This is a genomic window from Bradyrhizobium daqingense, from assembly GCF_021044685.1.
Lineage (GTDB): Bacteria > Pseudomonadota > Alphaproteobacteria > Rhizobiales > Xanthobacteraceae > Bradyrhizobium > Bradyrhizobium daqingense.
Map to the genome: position 1 here is coordinate 3,122,510 of NZ_CP088014.1, position 20,965 is coordinate 3,143,474.

Consider the following 20,965-nt stretch of genomic DNA (forward strand, 5'->3'; position numbering starts at 1 on the left):
ACGCGAAGGCGAGATAGCCAGGCGTCATGACGTCACCGGTCATTCATCGCGTCACGACGCTCGATCTTGCCGTGCGGCCAATCCCGTGGCCGTTCGCGGAGCAACGCAGCGCCGAGATCGCGGCGCATTTCGCCGAGAAGCAGCGCGAGCGGCCGAAGATCTGGAACGGCCGCGTCTTGCTCGGGCGCGATGCCGTATTCGCGGGCGGCCATCTCGTTGCGACGTATTTCGAGACCGATTTCGCCAGCTTCCTCGCCTGGCGCGACTGGGGCTTTCCTGATACGGCCGTGTTCAACGGTTTCGGCATGGGTGCGCTGCGTACCTCCGACGGCGCCTTCATCATGGGCGAGATGGCGCAGCACACCGCCAATGCGGGCCGCATCTATTTCCCATCGGGGACGCCGGACCTCGGCGACGTCACGGATGGCGCCCTGGACGTTCCCGGCAGCGTCGTCCGCGAGATCGCGGAGGAGACCGGGCTGACCGCAGAGGACTACACGGCGGAGGCGGATTGGCACTGCGTCGTTTCCGGCCGCGCGATTGCGATGATTCAGGTCCTCAACCTGGACATGCCGGGCGATGACGCCCGCGCCCGGATCGAAGCCAACCTCGCGCTCGAGGACGAGCCCGAGCTGTCCGCCATTCATCTCGTGCGCGGAATGAGCGATCTCACGCCGACCATGCCGCGATTTGTCACGGCCTTTATTGCGCAGCAGTTCGCCTCCCGCTGACGCGCGAGGCTTGACATCGCTTCGCGCAGCCCATGTGATGGGCAAAAAACAAAACCAACGAGAATGCGATGCACAATCGCCCAGGGAGGTTTTGATGCGCCTGCGCATGGCTGCCCGTTTGCTGGGTGGGCTCTTGGTCGCGATATCAGCGACGAGCCTGACGGTTTCCGCCCAGGCTCAGGAGAAGAAGATCAAGATCGGCGTCGTCTTTGATCTGACCGGGCCTCTCGCCGGCGGCGGCTCCGAGCTCGGCTATATCGGCGCAAAGATCATCCTCGACCATTTCGCCAAGACCGGCGTCGAAGGCTACAAGGTCGAAGCGGTCTATGCGGATGCGCAGAGCAAGCCCGACATCGCCATCAACGAATCCGTCCGCCTGCTCGAGCAGGAGAAGGTCGACATGGTGCTCGGCTTCTTCTCCTCGGCGCAATGCGTGCCGGTGGCCGCTCGCGTCGAGCAGCTCAAGAAGTTCATGTGGATGACGACCTGCATCTCGTCGGCCGTGTTCAACGACAAAGGCTACAAATACGTGTTCCGCCCGCAGGCCAGCGGCGACCAATTCGGCATGATGACGGTGGATTTCATCGCGCAGAATGCCAAGGAGAAGCTCGGCAAGGAACCGAAGGACCTGCGCGTCGCCATCATCCACGAGGACGGCGCCTATGGCGTCGACGTCTCCAAGGGCAACGAGGCCGGGGCGAAGAAGGCTGGCTTCAACGTCGTGCTGAAGGAGGGCTATTCCGCCACCGCCCCCGATCTCTCCGCGCTGGTGACCAAGCTGAAGCGCGCCAAGCCCGACGTGATCTTCCACACCGGCTACAACCCCGACATTACGCTGCTGCTGCGCCAGGCCCGCGAGCAGGGCCTGAAGTTCGGCGCGCTGATGGGGCATGGCGCCGGCTACGGCGTCTATGAGAAGCTGAAGGAGGGCATGGGCGCGGACGCGACCTACATCTTCAACGCCGATCCGATCTCGATCTGGCTCGCGAACCAGAAGACCATGGATCCGAAGCTCCCGCCCGTCATCAAGATGGTCGGCGACGAGTTCGACAAGATCAGGCCGGGCGTTGCGATCCGCTCCGCTCATGTCGGCATCGGCGCCTCCAACACCTACGTCTTCATGTCCGACGTTCTACCGCGCGCGATCAAGAAGTATGGCGGTGTCGACCCGGAGGCGCTGCGCAAGGCGGCGCTCGACACCGACATCCCCGAAGGCGGCACCATGCTCGGATTCGGCGTGAAGTTCTATGGCGAAGGCACGGCGATGGCCGGACAGAACGAACGCTCGTTCCCGGTCGTGATCCAGTACATCGACGACAAATCCTCCGTGGTGTGGCCCAAGAGCCAGGCGCAGCGCGACGCGGTGCTGCCGCTGCCGAAAGGCACCACCTACAGCAACCAGTAGCGGCGGGGGCTTCGGTGTTGGAAGTCAGCGGACTGGTGAAGCGGTTTGGCGGCTTCACGGCCGTCAACAACGTCTCGTTCCGGGTCGACCAGGGCGAGATCCTCGGCCTGATCGGACCCAACGGGTCGGGCAAGAGCACGATCTTCAACATGCTCTCGGGCACGCTGGCACCGAGCTCCGGATCGATCCTGTTCGGCGGGCACGAGATCGCGGGCCTGCCGCCGCACCGGATCATCAATCGCGGTATCGGCCGCACCTTCCAGATCCCGCGGCCCTTCCGTCGCCTGACCATCTTCGAAAACGTCGCGCTCGCCGGCTTCTACGGGCAAGGCCGGCACAGCCGCGTCAAGGCCGAGGAAGCGGCCGAACGGTCGCTGGCGATGGTGGGTCTGCCGACCGACCGCCATGCCAGCGTCGATGGCTTGGGGGCCGCCGGCCTGAAGAAGCTCGAACTTGCAAAAGCGCTCGCCACCGCGCCGACGCTGCTGCTCGCCGACGAGAGCCTCGGCGGTCTCGACGAGGCCGAGATGGATCAGGCCGCGGACATGCTGCGCAACATCCGCGACGAGCTCGGCATCACCATCATCTGGGTCGAGCACATCATGGGCGTGCTGATGCGCGTCGTCGATCGCGTCATGGTGCTCGATCACGGCGAGAAGATCTCGGAAGGCCTGCCGAGCGCGGTTGCGGGCGATCCGCGCGTCATCGAGGTCTATCTCGGCACCGATGCCGAGACCACGCAGGCCGCGGCCGCCGAAGCGCGGCGCCGGGCGGGAGGCTAGCCGATGCTGGAACTCCGCGGCGTCAATGCCGGCTATGGCACGTTCCAGGCGTTGTTCGGCGTCAACCTTGACGTCAAGGCCGGCGAGGCCGTGGGCGTCATCGGCCCCAACGGCGCCGGCAAGACCACCCTGATGCGCGTCATCTCCGGCCTGATCCGGCCCTCGCGCGGTGCGATCAAGATGGAGGACGTTGACCTCGTGGCGACGCCCTCGCACAAGATCGTCAGCCTCGGCATTGCCCATGTGCCGGAGAACCGCCGGCTGTTTCCGCAGCTCACGGTCGACGACAATCTCAAGATGGGCGCCTTCATGAAGGAGGCGCGCGGGCACTATGCTGAGCGGCTCGAGGTCGTGTTCGACCTGTTCCCGCGCCTGAAGGAGCGGCGACACCAGATGGCCGGCACCATGTCCGGCGGTGAGCAGCAGATGTGCGCGATCGGCCGCGCCATGATGTCCAATCCGAAGCTGCTGCTGCTGGATGAACCGTCAGCAGGCCTTGCGCCGGTTGTGGTGCAGCAGGTGTTCGAGCTGGTGAAGCGCATCCGCGCCAGCGGCCTGACGGTGCTGATCGTCGAGCAGAACGTGCAGCAGGTGCTGAAAGTGGTCGACCGCGCCTATCTGATCGAGGCGGGCACGATCAGGGCGTCCGGCACCTCGGCCGAGATGCTGGCGAGCGACACGGTCAAGGAAGCATATCTCGGGGTGTGAGGGGGCATGCAGGCATTTGTGGACATCTTCGACATCTATTTGCTGGAGGCCGTGATCAACGGCATCCTGCTCGGCGGCGTGCTGGCACTGCTGGCGCTCGGCCTCAACCTGATCTTCGGCGTCATCGACGTGACGTGGATCTGTTACGCCGAGCTCGTGATGATCGGCATGTACGGCATGTACTTCATGGTGCAGTACTACGGCATCAGTTATTTCGTCGCCGCGCCGCTTACCATCCTGCTGGTCGCCCTGCTCGGTGCGGCCCTGCATTACTTGGTGATCGCGCCGCTGCTCACTGCGCCGCCGATCAACCAGCTGCTCGCGACCGGCGGCGTGCTGTTCGTGCTGCAGAGCTTCGCCACCGTCGCCTTCGGCATCGACTTCCGCAATCTCGGCATCCGCCTGCCGGTGCTCGCCTTCGGCGACATGAATTTCAGCTATGCGCGGCTGCTGTCGTTCGTGGCCGCGCTGGTCGGCATGGTCTGCGTCTATCTCTTCATGACGCGGACGTTCACCGGCACCGCGATCCGCGCCATCTCGCAGGACCGGCAGATCATGGCGCTGATGGGCGTCGACACCAGGCGGATCTATCTCATCACCTCCGCGCTCGGCGGCGCGCTGGCCGGGCTCGCCGCGTGCCTCCTGGTGCTGCAATATGACGTGCATCCCTTCGTCGGACTCTCCTTCGGGCCGATCACCTTCCTGATCTGCGTGCTCGGCGGCCTCGGCAATTTCATCGGCGGCTTCATCGCCGCCTTCGTCTTCGCGGAGATCATCTCGCTTGGCGGCCTGTTCTCCGATCTCGAATGGGGCTATGTGCTCGCTTTCGCCTTCTTCATCGTCATGATGTTCATCCGGCCCGCGGGCCTTTTGGCGAGACGCCGATGATGGGGCAGGGGCGGCTTGCGGCGTGGGGGATCGGATTGGCGGCGCTGGTGGCGCTGCCCTTTGTCTATCGCGATCCCTATCATCTGCACATTCTGGTGCTGATCCTGATCTGGTCGTTCGCCTACACCTCCTGGTCGATGATGGGGCGGTTCGGCCTCGTCTCGCTGGGGCATGGCGGCTTCATGGGGATCGGCGCTTATGTCACCGCGCTTCTGTGGAATCATCTCGGCCTGTCGCCCTGGATCGGCATCCCCATCAGCATGGTCGCAGCCGGCGCGCTGGCGCTGATCGTCGGCTATCCCTGCTTCCGCTTCCGCATCACCGGGCACTATTTCGTGCTGGTGACGCTGGCGCTGTCGGGCATCGTGCTCCAGGTCATCACAGCGACGCGCGACTACACCGGCGGCTCGCTCGGCTACACGCCGAACCGTGCGTCAGGCAACGGACTGCTGGCGCTGCAATTCGACGACAAGACGACGTGGTACCTGATCGCGCTCGCGATCTGGCTGTTCGGCATCGTGGTTTGGCACTGGGTCGATCGCAGCATGGCGCGCTATGCGCTGGAGGCGATCTCGGAGGACGAGGACGCCGCCGCTGCGGCCGGCGTCGACGTCACCGCGGAGAAGCTGAAGATCACGCTGCTCAGCGCGGTGATGACGGCGCTCGCCGGCGCAATCTACTGCCAGTACCAGATGTTCATCACGCCCGACACCGTTAGCGGCATCGCGGTGTCGCTTCAGATGGTGTTCGCGGCGATCGTCGGCGGCCTGTTCGTGTCGCTCGGCCCGACCATAGGCGCCATCATCACCATTATGCTCGCGGAGACCCTGCGCATCGGCTTTGGCACCAAGGCGGTCGGCTGGGACAACCTCGTCTACGGCGTATTGCTCGTGCTCTTCATCATATTCCTTCCCAAGGGCATCCTTGGTAGCGTGCTCGACCGATTAAAGCCGCAACGCAAGGTATCCCCGAACTCATGAGCAAGAAGCCGTCCAAATCGACCGCCGGGCAACTCGACCGCTACATCACCCCGTTCCGTTACGACGGCTCCGGCAAGTTTCACCTGAAGGATCACAAGACCGACGAGAAGGGCGATCTCGACAAGGAGAGGGCGCAGGAGATCCTCGAGGCCAACAAGAAGCGCCTGGTCGAATTTCAGGAGAAGCTCTATGCCCAGGACCGCTGGTCGCTGTTGATCGTGCTCCAGGCGATGGACGCTGGCGGCAAGGACTCTGCGATCAAGGCGATTTTCGAGGGCATCAATCCGCAGGGCTGCGAGGTTCATCCTTTCAAGGCGCCGAGCAGCAAGGAACTTGACCACGATTTCCTCTGGCGCCACGCTGTCGCGCTGCCCCAGCGTGGCCATATCGGCATCTTCAACCGCTCGCATTATGAGGAATGCCTGGTGACGCGCGTGCATCCGGAGATCCTCGCCAAGCAGAAGCTGCCGCCGAGACTCGTCACCAAGAACATCTGGAAGGAGCGGTTCGAGGATATTTCCGCCTGGGAGCGCTATCTCTGCCGCAACGGCACCGTGGTGCTGAAATTTTTCCTCAACATCTCCAAGGAAGAGCAGCGCCAACGCTTCCTCGACCGGCTGGAGGAGCCGGCCAAGCAGTGGAAGTTCTCGATGGACGACATCAAGGAGCGCGCGCTGTGGCCGCGCTACCAGGCCGTCTATCAGGACATCGTGCGCCACACCGCCACGACTCACGCGCCTTGGTATGTCGTCCCCGCCGACCACAAATGGTTCGCGCGCGTCGTGATCGGCTCGGTGATCAATGCCGCGCTGGAAAAGTTGGACCTGCGCTTCCCGCGCGCCGACAAGGCCTCGGCGCAGGAGTTCGACGCGGTGCGCAGGGCGCTGGAGAAGGAAGGCAAGCCAGGCAGGAAGAGAAGGTGACGGAAAGCGGGACCGCAAACCGGAAGAGCGTCAGCTTCGCGCTCCAGGGCGGCGGCGCACACGGCGCCTTCGTTTGGGGCGTGCTCGATCAGGTGCTCGAGGACGGCCGGCTCGCGATCGAGGCGGTCAGCGCCACCAGCGCCGGCGCGATGAACGCGGTGGCGATGGCCTCCGGCATGGCGAGGGGAGGCGCGGAGGCGGCGCGGCAGGACCTGCACGCGTTCTGGTACGAAGTGTCGCGCATGGACATGGCGTACGATCTGCTCTCGCCGCTCAACCAGTGGATCCAGGCCCTGAAGCTGCCGCCGGAGTACCATCCGGTCCATGCCTTCATCCACACGCTGACGCATACCGTGCCGCCGAACATGCTCAACCCTTTCCACTTCAATCCACTGCGCGCGCTGTTGCAGCGCGTGGTCGATTTCGACCGGCTCAATTCTTCGCCGGATGCGCCGCAACTGTTTCTCAACGCCACCAACGTCCGCACCGGCAAGATCAAGGTGTTCCAGGGCCCGCATCTCACCGCGGAGACCGTGCTGGCCTCGGCCTGCCTGCCGCCCTATTTCCAAGCCGTCGAGATCGACGGCGAGCATTATTGGGACGGCGGCTATCTCGGCAATCCCGCGATTTTTCCGCTGATCTACCGCAAGGGCAGCCACGACGTCGTCATCGTCCAGGTCACGGCGATCCGGCGCGACGAGCTGCCGACCAGCGCGGCCGACGTCCTCCATCGTATCAACGAGATCAGCTTCAATTCGTCGCTGATGCGCGAGATGCGTGCGATCGCCTTCGCCACCCGGCTGATCGACGACGGCGAACTCGACAGTGCCAAGCACAGCCGCATGTACATGCACTGGATCGGCAACGATCAGCTGATGTCGCAGCTCGGCACCGCCACGCAATTCCATCCCGAATGGAGCCTGTTGTGCCGCCTGCGCGACGAGGGCCGCGCGGCGGCGCGAAGCTGGCTGGCGCGCAACTTCGACCTCATCGGTAAGTCCTCGACGGTCGACCTTGCCGACATGTTTCTCTAGGCCGCAGACCAAACTGCGAAAACAACCCCATGCACAGTAGACGGGCGTAGCGGAATCAATGGCTTGCCGGCGGCGTCACGTGATTGCTGATTTTACGAAACAAAGTTGACGCGTCGGGCAAAACAGGGGCAATGACGTCGCCATGGGAACCGGCACATTCAAATGTGATCTTTCACGTCATTGATCCTGCTTGACAGTTTTATGTCGCGGGAGGAGCATCACGGTGGTCGCCAACAAGCGACGCGCAACGTCCACCTCATGAGCAAGGGGAGGTCTATGACACCACCTCCGCAAATCCAGCCGCGTTGATTGCGATGGAGCTCGTTCGGACTATCGCATAGCGGCGCAAACCGCGAACGGCACGCCGGGTCAAGGTTTAGCGGGCTGCATCAGTGAGGCAAAGCCCCTACCTTCCCGGCGCTGTATTTTTGATCATTTCGATCATAGCGGATCGCCCCTGACGGGGCCAGTCACACGCGTCTTTCGTGACGTCTCTGCTTGCTCCTCCTCCGCGTGATCATTCCGGACCAACGCTAGCAAAGGCGGAGGCAATTGCGGATGACCCGTGCACGCGAGGCATGGTGGTCTCCACAACGTCATGGCGGGCCTGTCCCGGCCATCCACGCCTTGTCGCGCTGCACGAGCCGCGAGCTTGCGGAATGACGGATCACGTTGGCTGGCGTTTGAGCGCGCCAGCCACGGTTCCCCGATCCTGCATTGCGGCAAATGCCAAGAGAAAGTCGCCGCGAAGGCCAACTTCCGACACAGGCTCGGGGCGAATAGCGCCAATCCGACATGACGCATGTGCTTCTGCGGTGACGGCCACGACACCGCGGGCGCATTCATTTTTTTTCCAGGGAATCCGCGTGTCGCATAAGCTTGTCCCGGCGCTCCTCGCCGCTCTCTTCCTCGCGATCTCATCGCTCTCCGGCGTCCGCGCCGAGACGCCGGCTGCGAGCAGCGCGGCTGCGCTGTCGCCTGACGAGGCCAGGCGAGCGCTCGACACGCTCCAGGACGACAAGAAACGCGCACAGATGATCGATACGCTGCGGGCGATCGCGAATGCATCGGGTCAGCAGCAGCCGGCGGCAACCGCGCCGGGGCAGAAATCGCCCATTCCGCTGGCGGCCGACGGCCTCGGCGCGCAACTCCTGCTCACGGTCTCGGAGGAAATCCAGGAGATATCGGGCGAGATCGCCAGCATGGCCCGGACGCTCACGCATTTTCCGGCGTTTTATTACTGGTTCCTGCGCACCGCGAACGATCCTGCCGCCTACAATCTCCTGATCGAGATCGCCTGGAAGCTGGCGCTGGTGCTCGGTTGCGCCCTTGCGGCCGAATGGGTGATCTTCCGCCTGATCCGCCGTCCGGTCGCATTCCTGGAAGGACGCGTGCCGCAGACGGCGCGCCTGCCGGCACAGGTGCTGCCCACAATTGACCCACCGTCATCGGTGGCGGACGTCACTCCGGGCCCCGAGCTGAACAAGCGCCGTCACAGCCTTGCGCGCGTCTGGCAGGTCTTGTCGCGGCTGCCCTTCGTGCTGGGACGCTTCGTGCTCGAGCTGCTGCCGGTGGTTGTCTTCGTCGGCGTCGCCACCGCGCTCCTCGGCACGGAGATCGGCCAGCCCACCACCGTTCGCCTCGTGATCCTCGCGGTCGTCAACGCCTATGCGTTCTCGCGCGGCCTGATCTGCGCGGTCCGGGGGCTGGCGGGACCGTTCGGCGTGTTTCCTGTCAGGGCCGAGACCGCCGCCTATGTCGAGATCTGGGCGCGCCGCATCGTCGGCGTCGGCGTCTCCGGCATCGCCTTTGCCAATGTGGCCTTGCTGCTCGGCTTGCACCGCGCCGGCTATGCCGCGTTGCTGCGCATGGTGATGCTGGTCGTGCATCTCTTCGTCGTCGTTATCATCCTGCAATGCCGCCGCCAGGTCGCGGAAGCGATCCGCGCACCGGCCGAGCGGCAGGGGATCGCGGCCCGCCTGCGCAATCGCATCGCCGGCGGCTGGCACTATCCGGCCATTGCACTCGATCTCGCGCTGTGGGCCGTGTGGGCGCTCAACATCCGAAACGGCTACTCCCTGCTCTTGCAGTATTTCGTCGGCACGGCCGTGGTAGCGTTGATCACGCGCGTCGCCATCATGCTGACGCTGAGCCTGATCGACCGCGGCTTCCGCATCAAGCCGGAGATCCTCCAGCGCTTTCCCGGCCTCGAGATCCGGGCCAACCGCTATCTGCCGCTGCTGCGCAAGATCGTATCGGGCGTGATCGCCTTCATCGGCTTCGTGGCCGTGCTCGAAGTCTGGGGCGTGGACGCGATCGTCTGGTTCTATGGCGGTCAGATCGGCAGCCGGCTGATCTCGGCCGTAGTGACGATCGGCCTCGCCGTGGCCATCGCAGCCGCGATCTGGGAGGCCAGCAACGCACTGCTGGACCGCCAGATCAATACGCTGTCGCGGGACGGCCACTATGCCCGCGCCGCGCGCCTGCGCACGTTCCAGCCGATGCTGCGCACCGCGCTGCTCTGCGTGATCGCCGCCGTGGTCGGCCTCACCGCGCTGAGCGAGATCGGCGTCAATGTCGCGCCGCTGCTCGCGGGCGCCGGCATTGTCGGCATCGCCATCGGCTTCGGATCGCAGAAGCTGGTGCAGGATCTCATCACCGGCCTGTTCCTGCTGCTCGAGAACACGGTGCAGGTCGGCGACAATGTCAGCGTCTCGGGATTGTCGGGCGTGGTGGAGAACGTCTCGATCCGCACCATCCGCCTGCGCGCCGGCGACGGCGCCGTGCACATCGTGCCGTTCAGCGCGGTCACCACCATCACCAACGCCAGCCGCGGAGCCGGCAATGCCTCGGTCAGCGTCAACGTCGCCTACAAGGAAGACACCGATCGCGCCGGCCAGATCCTCAAGGACATTGTCGACGAGATGCGCAGCGAGCCGGATTTCCGCGCGTTGATTCGCGGCGATCTCGAGCTCTGGGGCGTCGACAAGGTCGATGGCGCGATGGTGTCGATCGTCGGCCAGATCCGCTGCACCGAGGCCGGCCGCTGGCCGGTCCAGCGCGAATTCAACCGCCGCATGAAGCAACGCTTCCAGCAGAACGGGATCCAGGTCGCATCCGCGACGCAGACGATCCTGATGCATGTCGTGCCACCGTCCGACAGCGCCGCCAATCTGACGCCGCGGCGGGCGGCCGGATAGCGGCTCGCCACGCCCGCCCCGGAATGTCGAGGGGAGAGAAAGGCTCGCTCTCAGCTTTGCCGCGCTGACCGCTTGACCGACGGTGTCCCCACACAGTCTCGCTGCGGTGCGAGATCACAATCGATGCACGAGTCCCAACGTCCTTGATCTCTGGGGAGCGCTGGCCGACAATGCCTGCGGTTCAATAAGAGACTTTTGGGGGAATTCGTGAATAGACCTGCCCGGGTCGCTGCCCAGCCGACATCATCCGATCAATCGCATGGCATGACGCTGCTGCGCGATCCCTTGCTCAACAAGGGCACCGCCTTCACGGAATCCGAGCGCGAGGCGCTGGGTCTGCGCGGCCTGTTGCCGCCTTGCGTGCTGACGATGGAGACGCAGGCCCAGCGCGTCCTCACCAATCTGCGCACGTTGCCGACGGATCTGGAAAAATACGTTGCGCTGAACGCGCTGCATGACCGGAACGAGGCGCTGTTCTTCCGCGTCGTGGTCGAAAATATCGACGAGATTCAGCCGATCATCTACACGCCGACCGTCGGGCTCGCCTGCCAGAAATACGGGCTGATCTTCCAGCGGCCGCGCGGCATGTTCATCTCCTCGCGCGATCGCGGCCAGATCGCGGAGATCCTGAAGAACTGGCCTTATCAGGCGAGGCTGATTGTCGTCACCGACGGCGAGCGCATCCTGGGTCTCGGCGATCTCGGCGCCAACGGCATGGGGATTCCGGTCGGCAAGCTCTCGCTTTATTCCGCCTGCGCCGGCGTGCATCCCGAGCACTGCCTGCCAATCGTGCTCGACGTCGGCACCAACAATGAAGAGCTTCTGAACGATCCCTATTATCTCGGTCTGCGCGAGCGGCGGCTGACGGGCGAAGCCTATGACGGCTTCGTCGACGAGTTCATGCAGGCTGCGCGCAAGACCTTTCCCGGCGTGCTGATCCAGTTCGAGGACTTCGCCAACCATTCGGCGTTCAAGCTGCTGCACAAATATCGCGACGAAGCCTGCGTCTTCAACGACGACATCCAAGGCACCGCGGCGGTGGCGCTCGCCGGCCTGTTCTCGGCGCTGCGCATCTCCGGCGGCAAGCTCAGGAACCAGCGCATTCTCTTCCTCGGCGCGGGCGAGGCGGCGACCGGCATTGCCGACCTCGTGGTTTCCGCCATGATGGCGGAAGGCGCGTCCGAGGCGGAAGCGCTGCGCCGCAACTGGCTGGTAGATTCCCGCGGCCTCGTCGTCGGCGGCCGTGACGGCCTCTCCGGCCACAAGCTGCGCTATGCGCATGCCGACCAGGCGCCGATCGCAGATTTCCTCACCGCGATCAAGACGCTGAAGCCGACGGCGATCATCGGCGTCGCCGCGGTCGGCGGCGCCTTCACGCCCGAGGTGCTCAAGACGATGGCCGAACTCAACGCGCAGCCGATCGTGTTCGCGCTGTCCAACCCGACCTCGAAGGCGGAATGCTCGGCGGAGGATGCCTATCGCTATACCGAGGGTCGCGCGCTGTTCGCCTGCGGCAGCCCGTATGACCCGGTGAAGCTCAACGGACGCACCTTCGTGCCGCGTCAGGGCAACAACTCCTACATCTTCCCCGGTGTGGGGCTCGGCGTCATCGCCAGCCGCTCGCGCCTCGTGACCGACGAGATGTTCATGGCGGCGGCGCACACGCTCGCCGATTGCGTCGGCAAGGACGATCTCGCGCAAGGCAGCCTCTATCCGGCGCTGCCGCGCATCCGCGAGGTCTCGGTCCGTATCGCCGCGGCCGTCGCAGACGTCGCCTATCAGCGCGGCCTCGCCGACGGCCCCGCGCCCAATGACGTGAAGGCCCTGGTACAGTCGCTGATGTACGAGCCGAAATACTGAAGGTTTACCATTTGCGTTGAACGCGTGGAGGCGCGCCTCACCCCTCTTTCTCCCGTGAGAACGGGGAGAGGGAGCGAGAGAGCGTGCCTCCCTAGCCTCTCCGCGCTCTTCGGCGGGAAGAGCTCGGACCGCCCGCGATCCGGGTGAGGGGCAGGCACCACCAATCGGGTCCGAAGTCCGTCCGATTGGTCAGGTGTCAGACTGGTGTCAGGTCAGCGCGCGACACTATTTCCGGTGGAAACGCCGTTGTGCCGCGTGCCGGTATATGCGACAGTCTGTAGCATTACAAGAAAACTCAATCCGCAAGGAACTGCCATGGACGATCGTTTGCCCGAACTCGGAGATCTCGAGCGCGAGGTCATGCAATTGGTTTGGGCCCATGGTCCTGTCACGGCCGAGGTGGTGCGCGAGCGATTGTCGCGGCGCCTGAAAGAGTCGACGGTTCGCACCGTGCTGCGCCGGCTGGAAGAAAAGGGCTATGCCACCCACACCGTGGACGGCCGCACCTATGTCTACCAGGCCGCCGAACCGCGCGCACGCGTGGCGGCCAAGGCGGTGCAGCGCATCGTCGACTGGTTCTGCAACGGCTCGATCGAGGAAGTTCTCGTCGGCATGGTCGACAACAAGATGCTCGACCAGCAGCAATTGCGAACGCTGGCCGACCAGGTGGCCAAGGCGAAGAAGGCGAGGGGAGTGAAGAAAGAATGATCGCAACTCTGGCGGAGGCGGCGCTACGCTCCTTTGTGCTGGGAGGCGTCGTCTGGTTCGGTCTCATCCTGTGTCGCGTGCGCAATCCGCACGTTCAGATGACGGCGTGGGTGGTCGTGCTGCTGGCATCGCTGGCGATGCCCTTCGTGATGCACTGGCCGACCCTGACGATCACCCGGCCGCCTCTGCCCATGCCGGCGCCTGCCGATGTTCTGCCGGCCGACGTCTCGATGCTGGAGATGCCGCAGCCCGCGCTGCCGATCGCGCCCGGTGCGGTGATTGCACCGCCCGCCAGCACCGACCTTTCGATCAATTGGTGGCTGGTCGCCACCATCGTCTATGCCGTCGTCACGGCTTGCCTGGTGCTGCGGCTGATGATCGGCCTCTGCCTGACCTGGCGCATGGCGCGAGCGGCGACGCCGATGAGGGGCGCGCAGCCGATCGCTGCCGACGTGCGCGTCAGCCGTGACGTCGGCGGTCCCGTCACCTTCGGCTCGACCATTCTGGTGCCGCCGCAATTCGCCGGATGGGACGCGAGAAAGCGCAACGCCGTGCTCGCGCATGAGGGGGCGCATGTCGCCAACCGCGATTTCTACGTGCTGCTGCTGGCGTCGCTCAATCGCGCGGTGTTCTGGTTCAGCCCGTTTGCGTGGTGGCAGCTTGCACGCCTCGCCGAGCTCGCCGAGATCATCAGCGACGCCCGGGCGATCGAGATGATCGATGACCGGCTGTCCTATGCGGAAATCCTGCTCGACTTTGCAAGCACCGTGAAGCCGCGGCCGGTCGAGCTTGCGATGGCGCGAGCCTCGACCGTGCGCGCCCGCGTCGAGCGCATCATCGCGGCCACCGCGATGCCGGTCGCGGTCGGCTGGCGCAAGCGGCTGACGATCGCGGCGGCGATCGTTCCCGCTGTGATCGTGTCTGCCGGCATGATCGCCTATCGCACGCCGGACCTCGCGCCTGTTACCGCCGAGCTCGGCGAGGTGCCGGCCCAGCATTACCGCCCCATCGTCAATTTCTATGCCATGGGCCCGGCCTCCGTGTTCGCGATCTTCCGCGAGGGCGACGAGCTCTATGGCCAGCTCACCGGGCAGCGCAAACTGCGCCTGACGATTGGAAGCGACGGCATCGCCTCCTACCCGGCCTCGTCCGGCGAGATCACGTTTCCGTTCGATGCGGAGCGCCGCTCCTCCGAACTGACGCTGCGCATGAACGGCCGCGACATCCGCGCGGTCCGCGTCGCCGAGATGCCTGCCTCGGCCGCCGAGCCTTCCGCACTCGATCAATATGTCGGCTGGTACAGGGTTGCCCCGAATCGCGTGCTGACCGTGCGCCGCGACGGCGACCGGCTCCAGGTGGAGGAAACCGTGCGGGGCCCGGCGGCACTTCTCGCCGAGGGCGCCGACGTCTTCTCGATCCGTGGCGACAACCTCCTGATCTTCCTGCGCGACGAGCAGGCCAAGGTCTCGCGCGTGCTGGTCCAGAACGCGATCTCCGGCGCGCGCCTCGCGCCGCGGATCGACGCGGCGGTGGCGCAGGCGATCGAGGCCGACTTCGCCCGCCGCGTCGCGCAAGTCCCGGATCGTTTCCGCGAGCAGGTTCCGGTTTCCGGCGGCAAGGAGATGATCCTGCGCGGGATCGAGGATTTGCGGCACGGCACGCCGAACTACAATCGCATGAGTGCGCCGCTGGCTGCGAAAATCCATCGTCAGCTCAGCGAGACGCAGGCGACGTTCGTGGCGCTCGGCGCCCTCGAGTCGATCTTCTTCCGTGGCGTTGGCCCCGGCGGCTACGACATCTACGGCGCCAAGTTCGAGAACGGTACGGCGGAATTCCGCCTGCTGCTGGAGCCCGACGGCAAGGTCGGCGATGTGATCTTCCGGGCCGACGGCAATGACGAACTCGGCGGCATCGTCCCATGCGGGGAGGAGGCAAATGTGCGCGGCCGCGCCGGCACCTCGCCGATCCGGATCATGCTCTATAACGAGCTTGGCGACGACATCCAGGTATTCAATCTCGATGCCGGCGGCAATCGCAAGGCGCAGAGCGTGGTCAGGCCCAACATGAGCTGGACCGCTACGACCACCGTGAACAGCCCCTGGGTGATTGCCGACAAATCGGGGCGGTGTCTCGAAGTCCTGATGCCGGGCCGGCAGACGCGCTTCCACAATGTCGAGGCAACGAGCCTCGGCGCGCGACCGGGGCGGGCCGCGCGCCGTGCCGTTCCGATCGCCAATGGCGAGGAGATGCTGCGCCGTTACATCGAGGGCGTCGGCAAGGGACAGCCCGACTATGAGCATATGACGTCGGAAGTTGCCGACATCACGCGCCAGCAACTGCCGTTCGATCAGGCGATCCTGGCGCGGCTCGGCGCGCTGCGCGCGGTCTCGTTCCGCGGCGTCACCGCGCTCGACAGCGACATCTACATCGCCCAGTTCGCCAACGGCTCGGCGGAATGGCGCATCGGTGTCAGGAACGGCACGATCACCAAGATCGCGCTCGGGCCGAATTTCTAAAGCGGAATGGCTTAGGTTTAATCGATGCCGCGGGCTCGGTTCACCTCTCCCGCTTGCGGGAGAGGTCGACGCGGTCCGGGCGATGCGAAGCATCGTCCCGCGCGCCGGGTGAGGGCTTTCTCCTCGTGGGATTGTCCCATTGCGGAAGCACCCTCTCCCCAACCCTCTCCCGCAAGCGGGAGAGGGAGTGCACCTCCGTCGCTGAAGCGGTCAAGCCTCATCTCATCATTCCTAGGATCGTTGCGCCCGTCCGGCCGGGACGGGCGGCTCCCAATGTCTTCATGGCGATGGCTCAATCTTCGCTTGCGGGCTCTAGTCGGTAATGCTACGATATGTAGCATTACAAATCGTAGCTTTTTCAACGCTCCGCCGGCAGGGTCGAGAGAATTGGGCATTCGTCATGAGCGATTCTGTAAAGGCAAAGGCCGTTCTGGCGCTTCATCGCTTCGGGATGGGACCGCGGCCGGGATCGATTGCCGCCATCGGCACCGACCCCCGCGGCGCGCTGATCGCCGAGCTCGAACGGCCGCTGCTGTTGTCCGCCGCTGCCAACCTCCCATCCAGCGCCAAGGCCTTTCGGACCGTTGCCGATGCCAATGCGCGGCGGACGGCGCGCGCCAAGCAGGCGCAGCAGCAAGCCAAGAAGCAGCAGATGGCGTCGGCGTCCGCTGCATCGGAGGTTCCGCCTCAAGCGGCGACGCAGGGACAGGCGCAGAGTCAGGAGAAGGACGCGGCCGAGATGGCGGCGAAGCAGGCGGCCGACGCCATTCCCGATCCTGGCCGTCCGATTTACCTGCAGGAAGCCAAGCTGCGAACGGAAGCTGCGCTTGCCGCCGACATCGGTTTTGCCGAGCGCCTGGTGTGGTTCTGGTCCAACCATTTCTGCGTCTCGGCCAACAAGATTCAGAGCATGTCCGGCGCCTATGAGCGCGAAGCCGTTCGCGCCAACGCGCTCGGCCGCTTCGCCGATCTCCTGCTCGCGGTCGAAGGCCATCCGGCCATGCTGTTCTATCTCGACAATCTGGAATCGATGGGCGCCAACTCGACAGCGGGCATCAATCGCAATCGCGGTCTCAACGAGAACATCGCGCGCGAGATCATGGAGCTGCATACGCTCGGCGTACGCACCGGCTATACGCAGGACGACGTCATCAGCTTCGCCAACGTCATGACCGGCTGGACGCTGGTGCCGCCGGGTGTCGATCCCCAGCATGGCGGCGAATTCACCTTCAATCCCCGCCTGCACGAGCCGGGCGGGCAGACCGTGATCGGCAAGCGCTACGAGCAGGACGACGTCGAGCAGGGCCGCGCCGTGCTGCGCGATCTCGCCGCGCATCCGGCGACCGCGACCCATGTCGCGACCAAGCTCGCGCGCCATTTCATCGCCGACGAGCCGCCGCCCGCGCTGGTCGCGCAGATGGCGAAGACCTATCGCGACACCGAGGGCGATCTCAAGCAGGTCGCGATCGCAATGATATCGTCGGACGATGCCTGGGGCGGGCCGCCGTCGAAGCTCAAGCGTCCCGGCGAATGGGTCATCGGAATGGTGCGTGCGGCGGCCATCACGGCGGTCGATCCTGTCCGCTACACCGACGGCCAGCAGTTGCTCGGTGAGGCGCTGTGGCGTCCGCCGGCGCCGATGGGCTATCCGGATGATGAATCGAGCTGGATCGATGGCGTCGGCCGCCGGCTCGACGTCGCCAACTACTTTGCCGAACACGTCAGCGGCATGACCGATCCGCAAGCCATCATCGAGGATGTCTGCGCATCGCAGATCGCGAGCGAGGTGAAGCAGGCGGTCGGCCGTGCCGAGAGCCGGCAGCAGGCGCTGGCGCTCTTGTTCATGTCGGCGGATTTTCAGAGGAGGTGAGCATGGGCGTCGTCGATCACCTACCTACGCGGCGCGAGCTTCTGGTCGGCTCCGGTGCGCTGTTCGCATGGAGCCAGATGCCACGGATCGCCCGCGCCGAGGGACGCGATCCGCGCCTGCTCGTCATCGTCCTGCGTGGCGCGCTCGATGGACTGGGTGCGGTCGCACCGGTCGGCGATCCCGACTGGATCGCCTTGCGCGGCGATCGCGCGGTGGTGCTGGACGGCAAGCCGCCGGCGCTGCCGCTCGATTCCTTTTTCGCGCTCAATCCGGCGATGCCGAACCTGCATCGTCTCTACAAGAGCGGCAAGGCCGCGATCGTCCATGCCGCCGCGACGCCTTATCGCGAGCGGTCGCATTTCGACGGCCAGGACGTGCTCGAAAGCGGCATGTCGAAACCCGGAATCACCGCGTCGGGATGGCTCAACCGTGCGCTGGCCGCGCTGGAATCGAACGGCCGCGTCGATCCGCGTGGCAGCCTCGCGCTCGGCATCGGCTCGGTGACGCCGCTGGTGGTGCGCGGTCGGGCGCCCGTCATGACTTGGGTGCCGCAGAAGCTGCTGCCGGCCAGCGAGGACACGCAGAACCGCCTGCTCGATCTCTATCAGCACACCGATCCGAAGCTCGCGGCCGTGCTCGGGGCGCGGATGAAGCTCGCTTCGCTCAGCGGCGCACCAGGCGCGGGCGAGGCGATGTCGAACGATCCGACGCTGGCGCCGCCGGGCATCGCACGGGTGCGCGCCTACTTCGCCGAGGCTGCCGGCGCCGCTGCGCGCTATCTCGCCAGGCCCGAGGGCCCGCGCGTCGGCGCCATGGGCTTCGTCGGCTGGGACACGCATATCGCCGAAGGCGCGGCCTCCGGTCAGCTCTACAACCTGCTCGGCGCGCTCGACGGCGCCTTCGCCGCGATCGAGACCAATATGGGCGCGGCGTGGGGCGAGACGGTGGTCACCGTCGTCACCGAATTCGGCCGCACTGCGCGCATCAACGGCACGCAAGGCACCGATCACGGCACCGGCACGGTGGCGTTCCTGATCGGCGGCGGGCTCGCCGGCGGCCGCGTGATTGCGGACTGGCCGGGACTGAAGCCGGCGCAACTGCTCGAGGATCGCGACCTCAAGCCGACCACCGATCTGCGCGCGGTGCTGAAGGGGCTGCTGCGGGATCATCTGCGCGTCGAGGAGAAGGTGCTGGCTGAGACGGTCTTCCCCGGTAGCGCCGACGTCAAGGCGATGGGCGGCCTCGTCGCCTGACGCGCGATGTGCACGCTGACGCAGCAAGAGCTCGATTTCCTCGCCGGGTTGCAGGCGCACTGGCGAAGGCTCTATTGGCGTGAACTGATGCGGCTCATGAAGGGCGTTACTCCGCCCGCTGCCCCTACGACCAACTGACCCTGCTGTCCGGCTCATCTTGCGAGCCTGTCCCGATTCAGGACAGCGACTGTGGTGGAATCATCACAGCCGGCGGGAAACGGCGGCGGCCGCACGCCTGCTTTTGTTCCGACAAGGTTCTGCCCTCATTGCCGACGGAAAATCCGGCCGTTCGGAGGGCGTACCATGTCTCGCATTGCACGTGCCGAAACTGCTCGGATTTCCTTCGCAACCTCGTGCCGGCTGCTGCTCGCCATCGCCGGCGCCGCCTCGCTCGCGGCCTGTGCGCAAGCGCCGGTCGGCCGCCAGAAGGCCGATCTCGCAGGTACCGGCCGGCAGGCCGGAGTGGAGCGTCCGCAGAAGGTGGCCGCGCTGCATCCGCGCCCGATCAGCCGGGCGCGTGTCCCCGTTGGTCAGGCAAAGCAGACGGCCTCGCACGGCGTTGCCAGCTTCTATTCGGATACGCAGACCGCGAGCGGCGAGAAGTTCGACAAGAACGAGCTGACCGCCGCGCATCCCACCCTGCCGTTCGGCACCAAGCTGCGCGTCACCGACACCTCCTCGGGCCGCTTCGTCACCGTCAGGGTCAACGATCGCGGGCCTTATATTCGCGGGCGCGTGGTCGACGTCTCGCCGTCCGCGGCCGAGGCGCTCGGCATGGTCGATAAGGGCATCACCAATGTCCGGCTCGAGGTCGTGCAGTAGGTCGATTCAGCGAGATCGACATTGCGCCGCTTAACCGGCTGTTAGCGGCTTCTCAAGCACCATGGCTCTCCAACAATTTTGGCGCTTTCGGGGGAGGCGGCGTTTGACCACGATCCAGTATCTCGAAGATCAGGCCGCGCGTGCCGAGCGGCTGGCCAAACGGATCACGGATACACTGACGATCGAAAAGCTCCTGACCTTCGCGGGCGAGCGCCGCCGCGAGATCGAGGTCATCGCCGGCAAGCGCCGCAGCGCATAACTTCTCGTTCCATGCCTTAGTTGCATTTCGCCCCGCGGCGGAGTGCGGAACTTCTCTTTTTCTCGGGCGTCATCCCGGCGATACAAGAGGAGGACATCATGGGTCTTGGACGAGGTGCTTTGCTTTGGATGCTTGGAATTCCACTGCCGATCGTTCTGCTGCTGGCGTTGTTCTGGCGGTAATTAAAGTCGGCCACACGAAAAGCGCCGCGGAAGCGGCGCTTTTTTGTTGCCGTTGCAGCTGGCGTAACGTGCTTAGCTGTGGCTCTCGACGAAGTCGCTGAGATAGTCGGGCAGCGTCACGCCGTCGATGTCGCAGCGCGCCTTGATCTCACCTGCGACGTCGGTCGAGATGTCCTTCATCCAGTGCTCAAGCGTGTTGAACGAGATCACCTTGACGGGATCGTTGAAGCAGCCGGCGACGAGCTCGCCGATGGTGGCCTCGAGATCGCTACGCTCGATGCGGATTTCGGTCGACCGGTCGAGGCGATCGATCACCACGAACAGGGTCTGGTCTGCGCCATAGGGCACGACCAGAGAGGGCAGGCCAGCTTCAAGCATGTGAGGCGCTCGCGTCTTGGCTTCCGATCTCCGACAACGGGAAAAACCAGAGGAAGGTTCCTGCGCACGGCCTCGTGAAGCGCGCTCAGAGAAATTCCCTCAAACGCGACAGCTCGAGGACGTGCTCGGGTGAGAGGATCTCGGTGACGAGCGGTGGCTGCGCTTTGGTGCGGATTTCGTAGAGGTGCCGGGTTGCCGCCGGCTTGGCCATGAATGCCGAGATGCAATCGTCGAGCGTGCCTTCGATGACCTGGTAAGGCTCCCGGTCAGGCTGGCGCTGATTGGCCAGCGACGGCCATTTATGCAGCGATGCTAGCGCGCCGAAGTCGACCTTTGAATCCCCAGCCACGTCTCCCATCGTCCCGCCTCACGCAAAAAGAACCCCAGTACGCGGACTTTGCGCACTGGGGATTACACCTGTCGCTGCATCTCAATGCCAAGCCCTCAACGCGGTGGCTGGGAAAAG

The 20,965-nt window shown here is 65.0% G+C and carries 17 protein-coding genes and 1 pseudogene; 16 read left to right on the forward strand and 2 right to left on the reverse strand.

Annotated elements, in window-relative coordinates:
• The first annotated feature begins 26 nt into the window (after positions 1-26).
• From LPJ38_RS14930 to LPJ38_RS15005, 16 genes and pseudogenes are all read left to right on the forward strand, one after another.
• On the forward strand, positions 27-731 hold the full coding sequence (locus LPJ38_RS14930) for an NUDIX hydrolase (RefSeq protein WP_145636758.1): 705 nt from the start codon (positions 27-29) through the stop codon (positions 729-731).
• Positions 732-825: 94 nt separating this feature from the next.
• Positions 826-2,136, forward strand: a complete 1,311-nt coding sequence (locus LPJ38_RS14935; protein WP_145636761.1) for an ABC transporter substrate-binding protein — start codon at positions 826-828, stop codon at positions 2,134-2,136.
• 14 nt (positions 2,137-2,150) lie between these two features.
• Positions 2,151-2,918 carry an ABC transporter ATP-binding protein gene (locus LPJ38_RS14940; RefSeq protein WP_167520534.1) on the forward strand — a complete coding sequence of 256 codons (768 nt, stop codon included), beginning with the start codon at positions 2,151-2,153 and terminating at the stop codon, positions 2,916-2,918.
• A 3-nt stretch (positions 2,919-2,921) separates the two neighbouring features.
• On the forward strand, positions 2,922-3,626 hold the full coding sequence (locus tag LPJ38_RS14945; protein ID WP_145636767.1) for an ABC transporter ATP-binding protein: 705 nt from the start codon (positions 2,922-2,924) through the stop codon (positions 3,624-3,626).
• Between the two features lie 6 nt (positions 3,627-3,632).
• Complete coding sequence (locus LPJ38_RS14950; protein ID WP_145636770.1) at positions 3,633-4,514, forward strand: branched-chain amino acid ABC transporter permease; 882 nt, start codon at positions 3,633-3,635, stop codon at positions 4,512-4,514.
• Positions 4,511-5,528, forward strand: a pseudogene (locus LPJ38_RS14955) (branched-chain amino acid ABC transporter permease); the annotation flags it as partial. The gene LPJ38_RS14950 and the pseudogene LPJ38_RS14955, both read left to right, overlap by 4 nt.
• Positions 5,491-6,417: a polyphosphate kinase 2 family protein gene (locus LPJ38_RS14960; RefSeq protein ID WP_145636775.1), complete on the forward strand. Its 927-nt coding sequence runs from the start codon at positions 5,491-5,493 to the stop codon at positions 6,415-6,417. The pseudogene LPJ38_RS14955 and the gene LPJ38_RS14960, both read left to right, overlap by 38 nt.
• Positions 6,414-7,451 carry a patatin-like phospholipase family protein gene (locus LPJ38_RS14965; protein WP_145636778.1) on the forward strand — a complete coding sequence of 346 codons (1,038 nt, stop codon included), beginning with the start codon at positions 6,414-6,416 and terminating at the stop codon, positions 7,449-7,451. Before LPJ38_RS14960 ends, LPJ38_RS14965 begins: the two co-directional genes overlap by 4 nt.
• 866 nt (positions 7,452-8,317) lie before the next feature.
• Positions 8,318-10,651, forward strand: coding sequence for a mechanosensitive ion channel domain-containing protein (locus LPJ38_RS14970; protein WP_167520535.1), 2,334 nt, complete (start codon positions 8,318-8,320; stop codon positions 10,649-10,651).
• A gap of 264 nt (positions 10,652-10,915) precedes the next feature.
• A complete protein-coding gene (locus tag LPJ38_RS14975; protein WP_145637223.1) occupies positions 10,916-12,511 on the forward strand; it encodes an NAD-dependent malic enzyme in 1,596 nt (531 codons plus the stop codon).
• A gap of 315 nt (positions 12,512-12,826) precedes the next feature.
• Complete coding sequence (locus tag LPJ38_RS14980; protein ID WP_008556955.1) at positions 12,827-13,219, forward strand: BlaI/MecI/CopY family transcriptional regulator; 393 nt, start codon at positions 12,827-12,829, stop codon at positions 13,217-13,219.
• Positions 13,216-15,735, forward strand: coding sequence for a M56 family metallopeptidase (locus tag LPJ38_RS14985; protein ID WP_145636780.1), 2,520 nt, complete (start codon positions 13,216-13,218; stop codon positions 15,733-15,735). The genes LPJ38_RS14980 and LPJ38_RS14985 overlap by 4 nt, the downstream gene beginning before the upstream one ends.
• A 400-nt stretch (positions 15,736-16,135) precedes the next feature.
• Positions 16,136-17,605, forward strand: coding sequence for a DUF1800 domain-containing protein (locus LPJ38_RS14990; protein ID WP_145636783.1), 1,470 nt, complete (start codon positions 16,136-16,138; stop codon positions 17,603-17,605).
• 2 nt (positions 17,606-17,607) lie between these two features.
• A complete protein-coding gene (locus LPJ38_RS14995; RefSeq protein WP_145636786.1) occupies positions 17,608-18,858 on the forward strand; it encodes a DUF1501 domain-containing protein in 1,251 nt (416 codons plus the stop codon).
• Positions 18,859-19,161: 303 nt separating this feature from the next.
• Positions 19,162-19,680: a septal ring lytic transglycosylase RlpA family protein gene (locus LPJ38_RS15000; protein ID WP_145636789.1), complete on the forward strand. Its 519-nt coding sequence runs from the start codon at positions 19,162-19,164 to the stop codon at positions 19,678-19,680.
• Between the two features lie 103 nt (positions 19,681-19,783).
• A complete protein-coding gene (locus LPJ38_RS15005; protein ID WP_008556973.1) occupies positions 19,784-19,939 on the forward strand; it encodes a hypothetical protein in 156 nt (51 codons plus the stop codon).
• A 254-nt stretch (positions 19,940-20,193) separates the two neighbouring features.
• Here the strand turns inward: LPJ38_RS15005 and LPJ38_RS15010 are convergent, their stop codons facing one another.
• On the reverse strand, positions 20,194-20,499 hold the full coding sequence (locus LPJ38_RS15010; protein WP_167520536.1) for a hypothetical protein: 306 nt from the start codon (positions 20,497-20,499) through the stop codon (positions 20,194-20,196).
• Between the two features lie 85 nt (positions 20,500-20,584).
• Entirely contained in the window at positions 20,585-20,857 is a 273-nt protein-coding gene (locus LPJ38_RS15015; RefSeq protein WP_145636792.1) for a hypothetical protein, read from the reverse strand.
• Between the last annotated feature and the right edge of the window lie 108 nt (positions 20,858-20,965).

Excerpts from the sequence above, each read along its gene's own strand:
- LPJ38_RS14930 (WP_145636758.1), top strand. The coding sequence starts at position 27 with ATGACGTCACCGGTCATTCATCGCGTCACGACGCTCGATCTTGCCGTG.
- LPJ38_RS14935 (WP_145636761.1), top strand. The coding sequence starts at position 826 with ATGCGCCTGCGCATGGCTGCCCGTTTGCTGGGTGGGCTCTTGGTCGCG.
- LPJ38_RS14945 (WP_145636767.1), top strand. The coding sequence starts at position 2,922 with ATGCTGGAACTCCGCGGCGTCAATGCCGGCTATGGCACGTTCCAGGCG.
- LPJ38_RS14950 (WP_145636770.1), top strand. The coding sequence starts at position 3,633 with ATGCAGGCATTTGTGGACATCTTCGACATCTATTTGCTGGAGGCCGTG.
- LPJ38_RS14960 (WP_145636775.1), top strand. The coding sequence starts at position 5,491 with ATGAGCAAGAAGCCGTCCAAATCGACCGCCGGGCAACTCGACCGCTAC.
- LPJ38_RS14975 (WP_145637223.1), top strand. The coding sequence starts at position 10,916 with ATGACGCTGCTGCGCGATCCCTTGCTCAACAAGGGCACCGCCTTCACG.
- LPJ38_RS14980 (WP_008556955.1), top strand. The coding sequence starts at position 12,827 with ATGGACGATCGTTTGCCCGAACTCGGAGATCTCGAGCGCGAGGTCATG.
- LPJ38_RS14985 (WP_145636780.1), top strand. The coding sequence starts at position 13,216 with ATGATCGCAACTCTGGCGGAGGCGGCGCTACGCTCCTTTGTGCTGGGA.
- LPJ38_RS14990 (WP_145636783.1), top strand. The coding sequence starts at position 16,136 with ATGAGCGATTCTGTAAAGGCAAAGGCCGTTCTGGCGCTTCATCGCTTC.
- LPJ38_RS14995 (WP_145636786.1), top strand. The coding sequence starts at position 17,608 with ATGGGCGTCGTCGATCACCTACCTACGCGGCGCGAGCTTCTGGTCGGC.
- LPJ38_RS15000 (WP_145636789.1), top strand. The coding sequence starts at position 19,162 with ATGTCTCGCATTGCACGTGCCGAAACTGCTCGGATTTCCTTCGCAACC.
- LPJ38_RS15010 (WP_167520536.1), bottom strand. The coding sequence starts at position 20,499 with ATGCTTGAAGCTGGCCTGCCCTCTCTGGTCGTGCCCTATGGCGCAGAC.
- LPJ38_RS15015 (WP_145636792.1), bottom strand. The coding sequence starts at position 20,857 with ATGGGAGACGTGGCTGGGGATTCAAAGGTCGACTTCGGCGCGCTAGCA.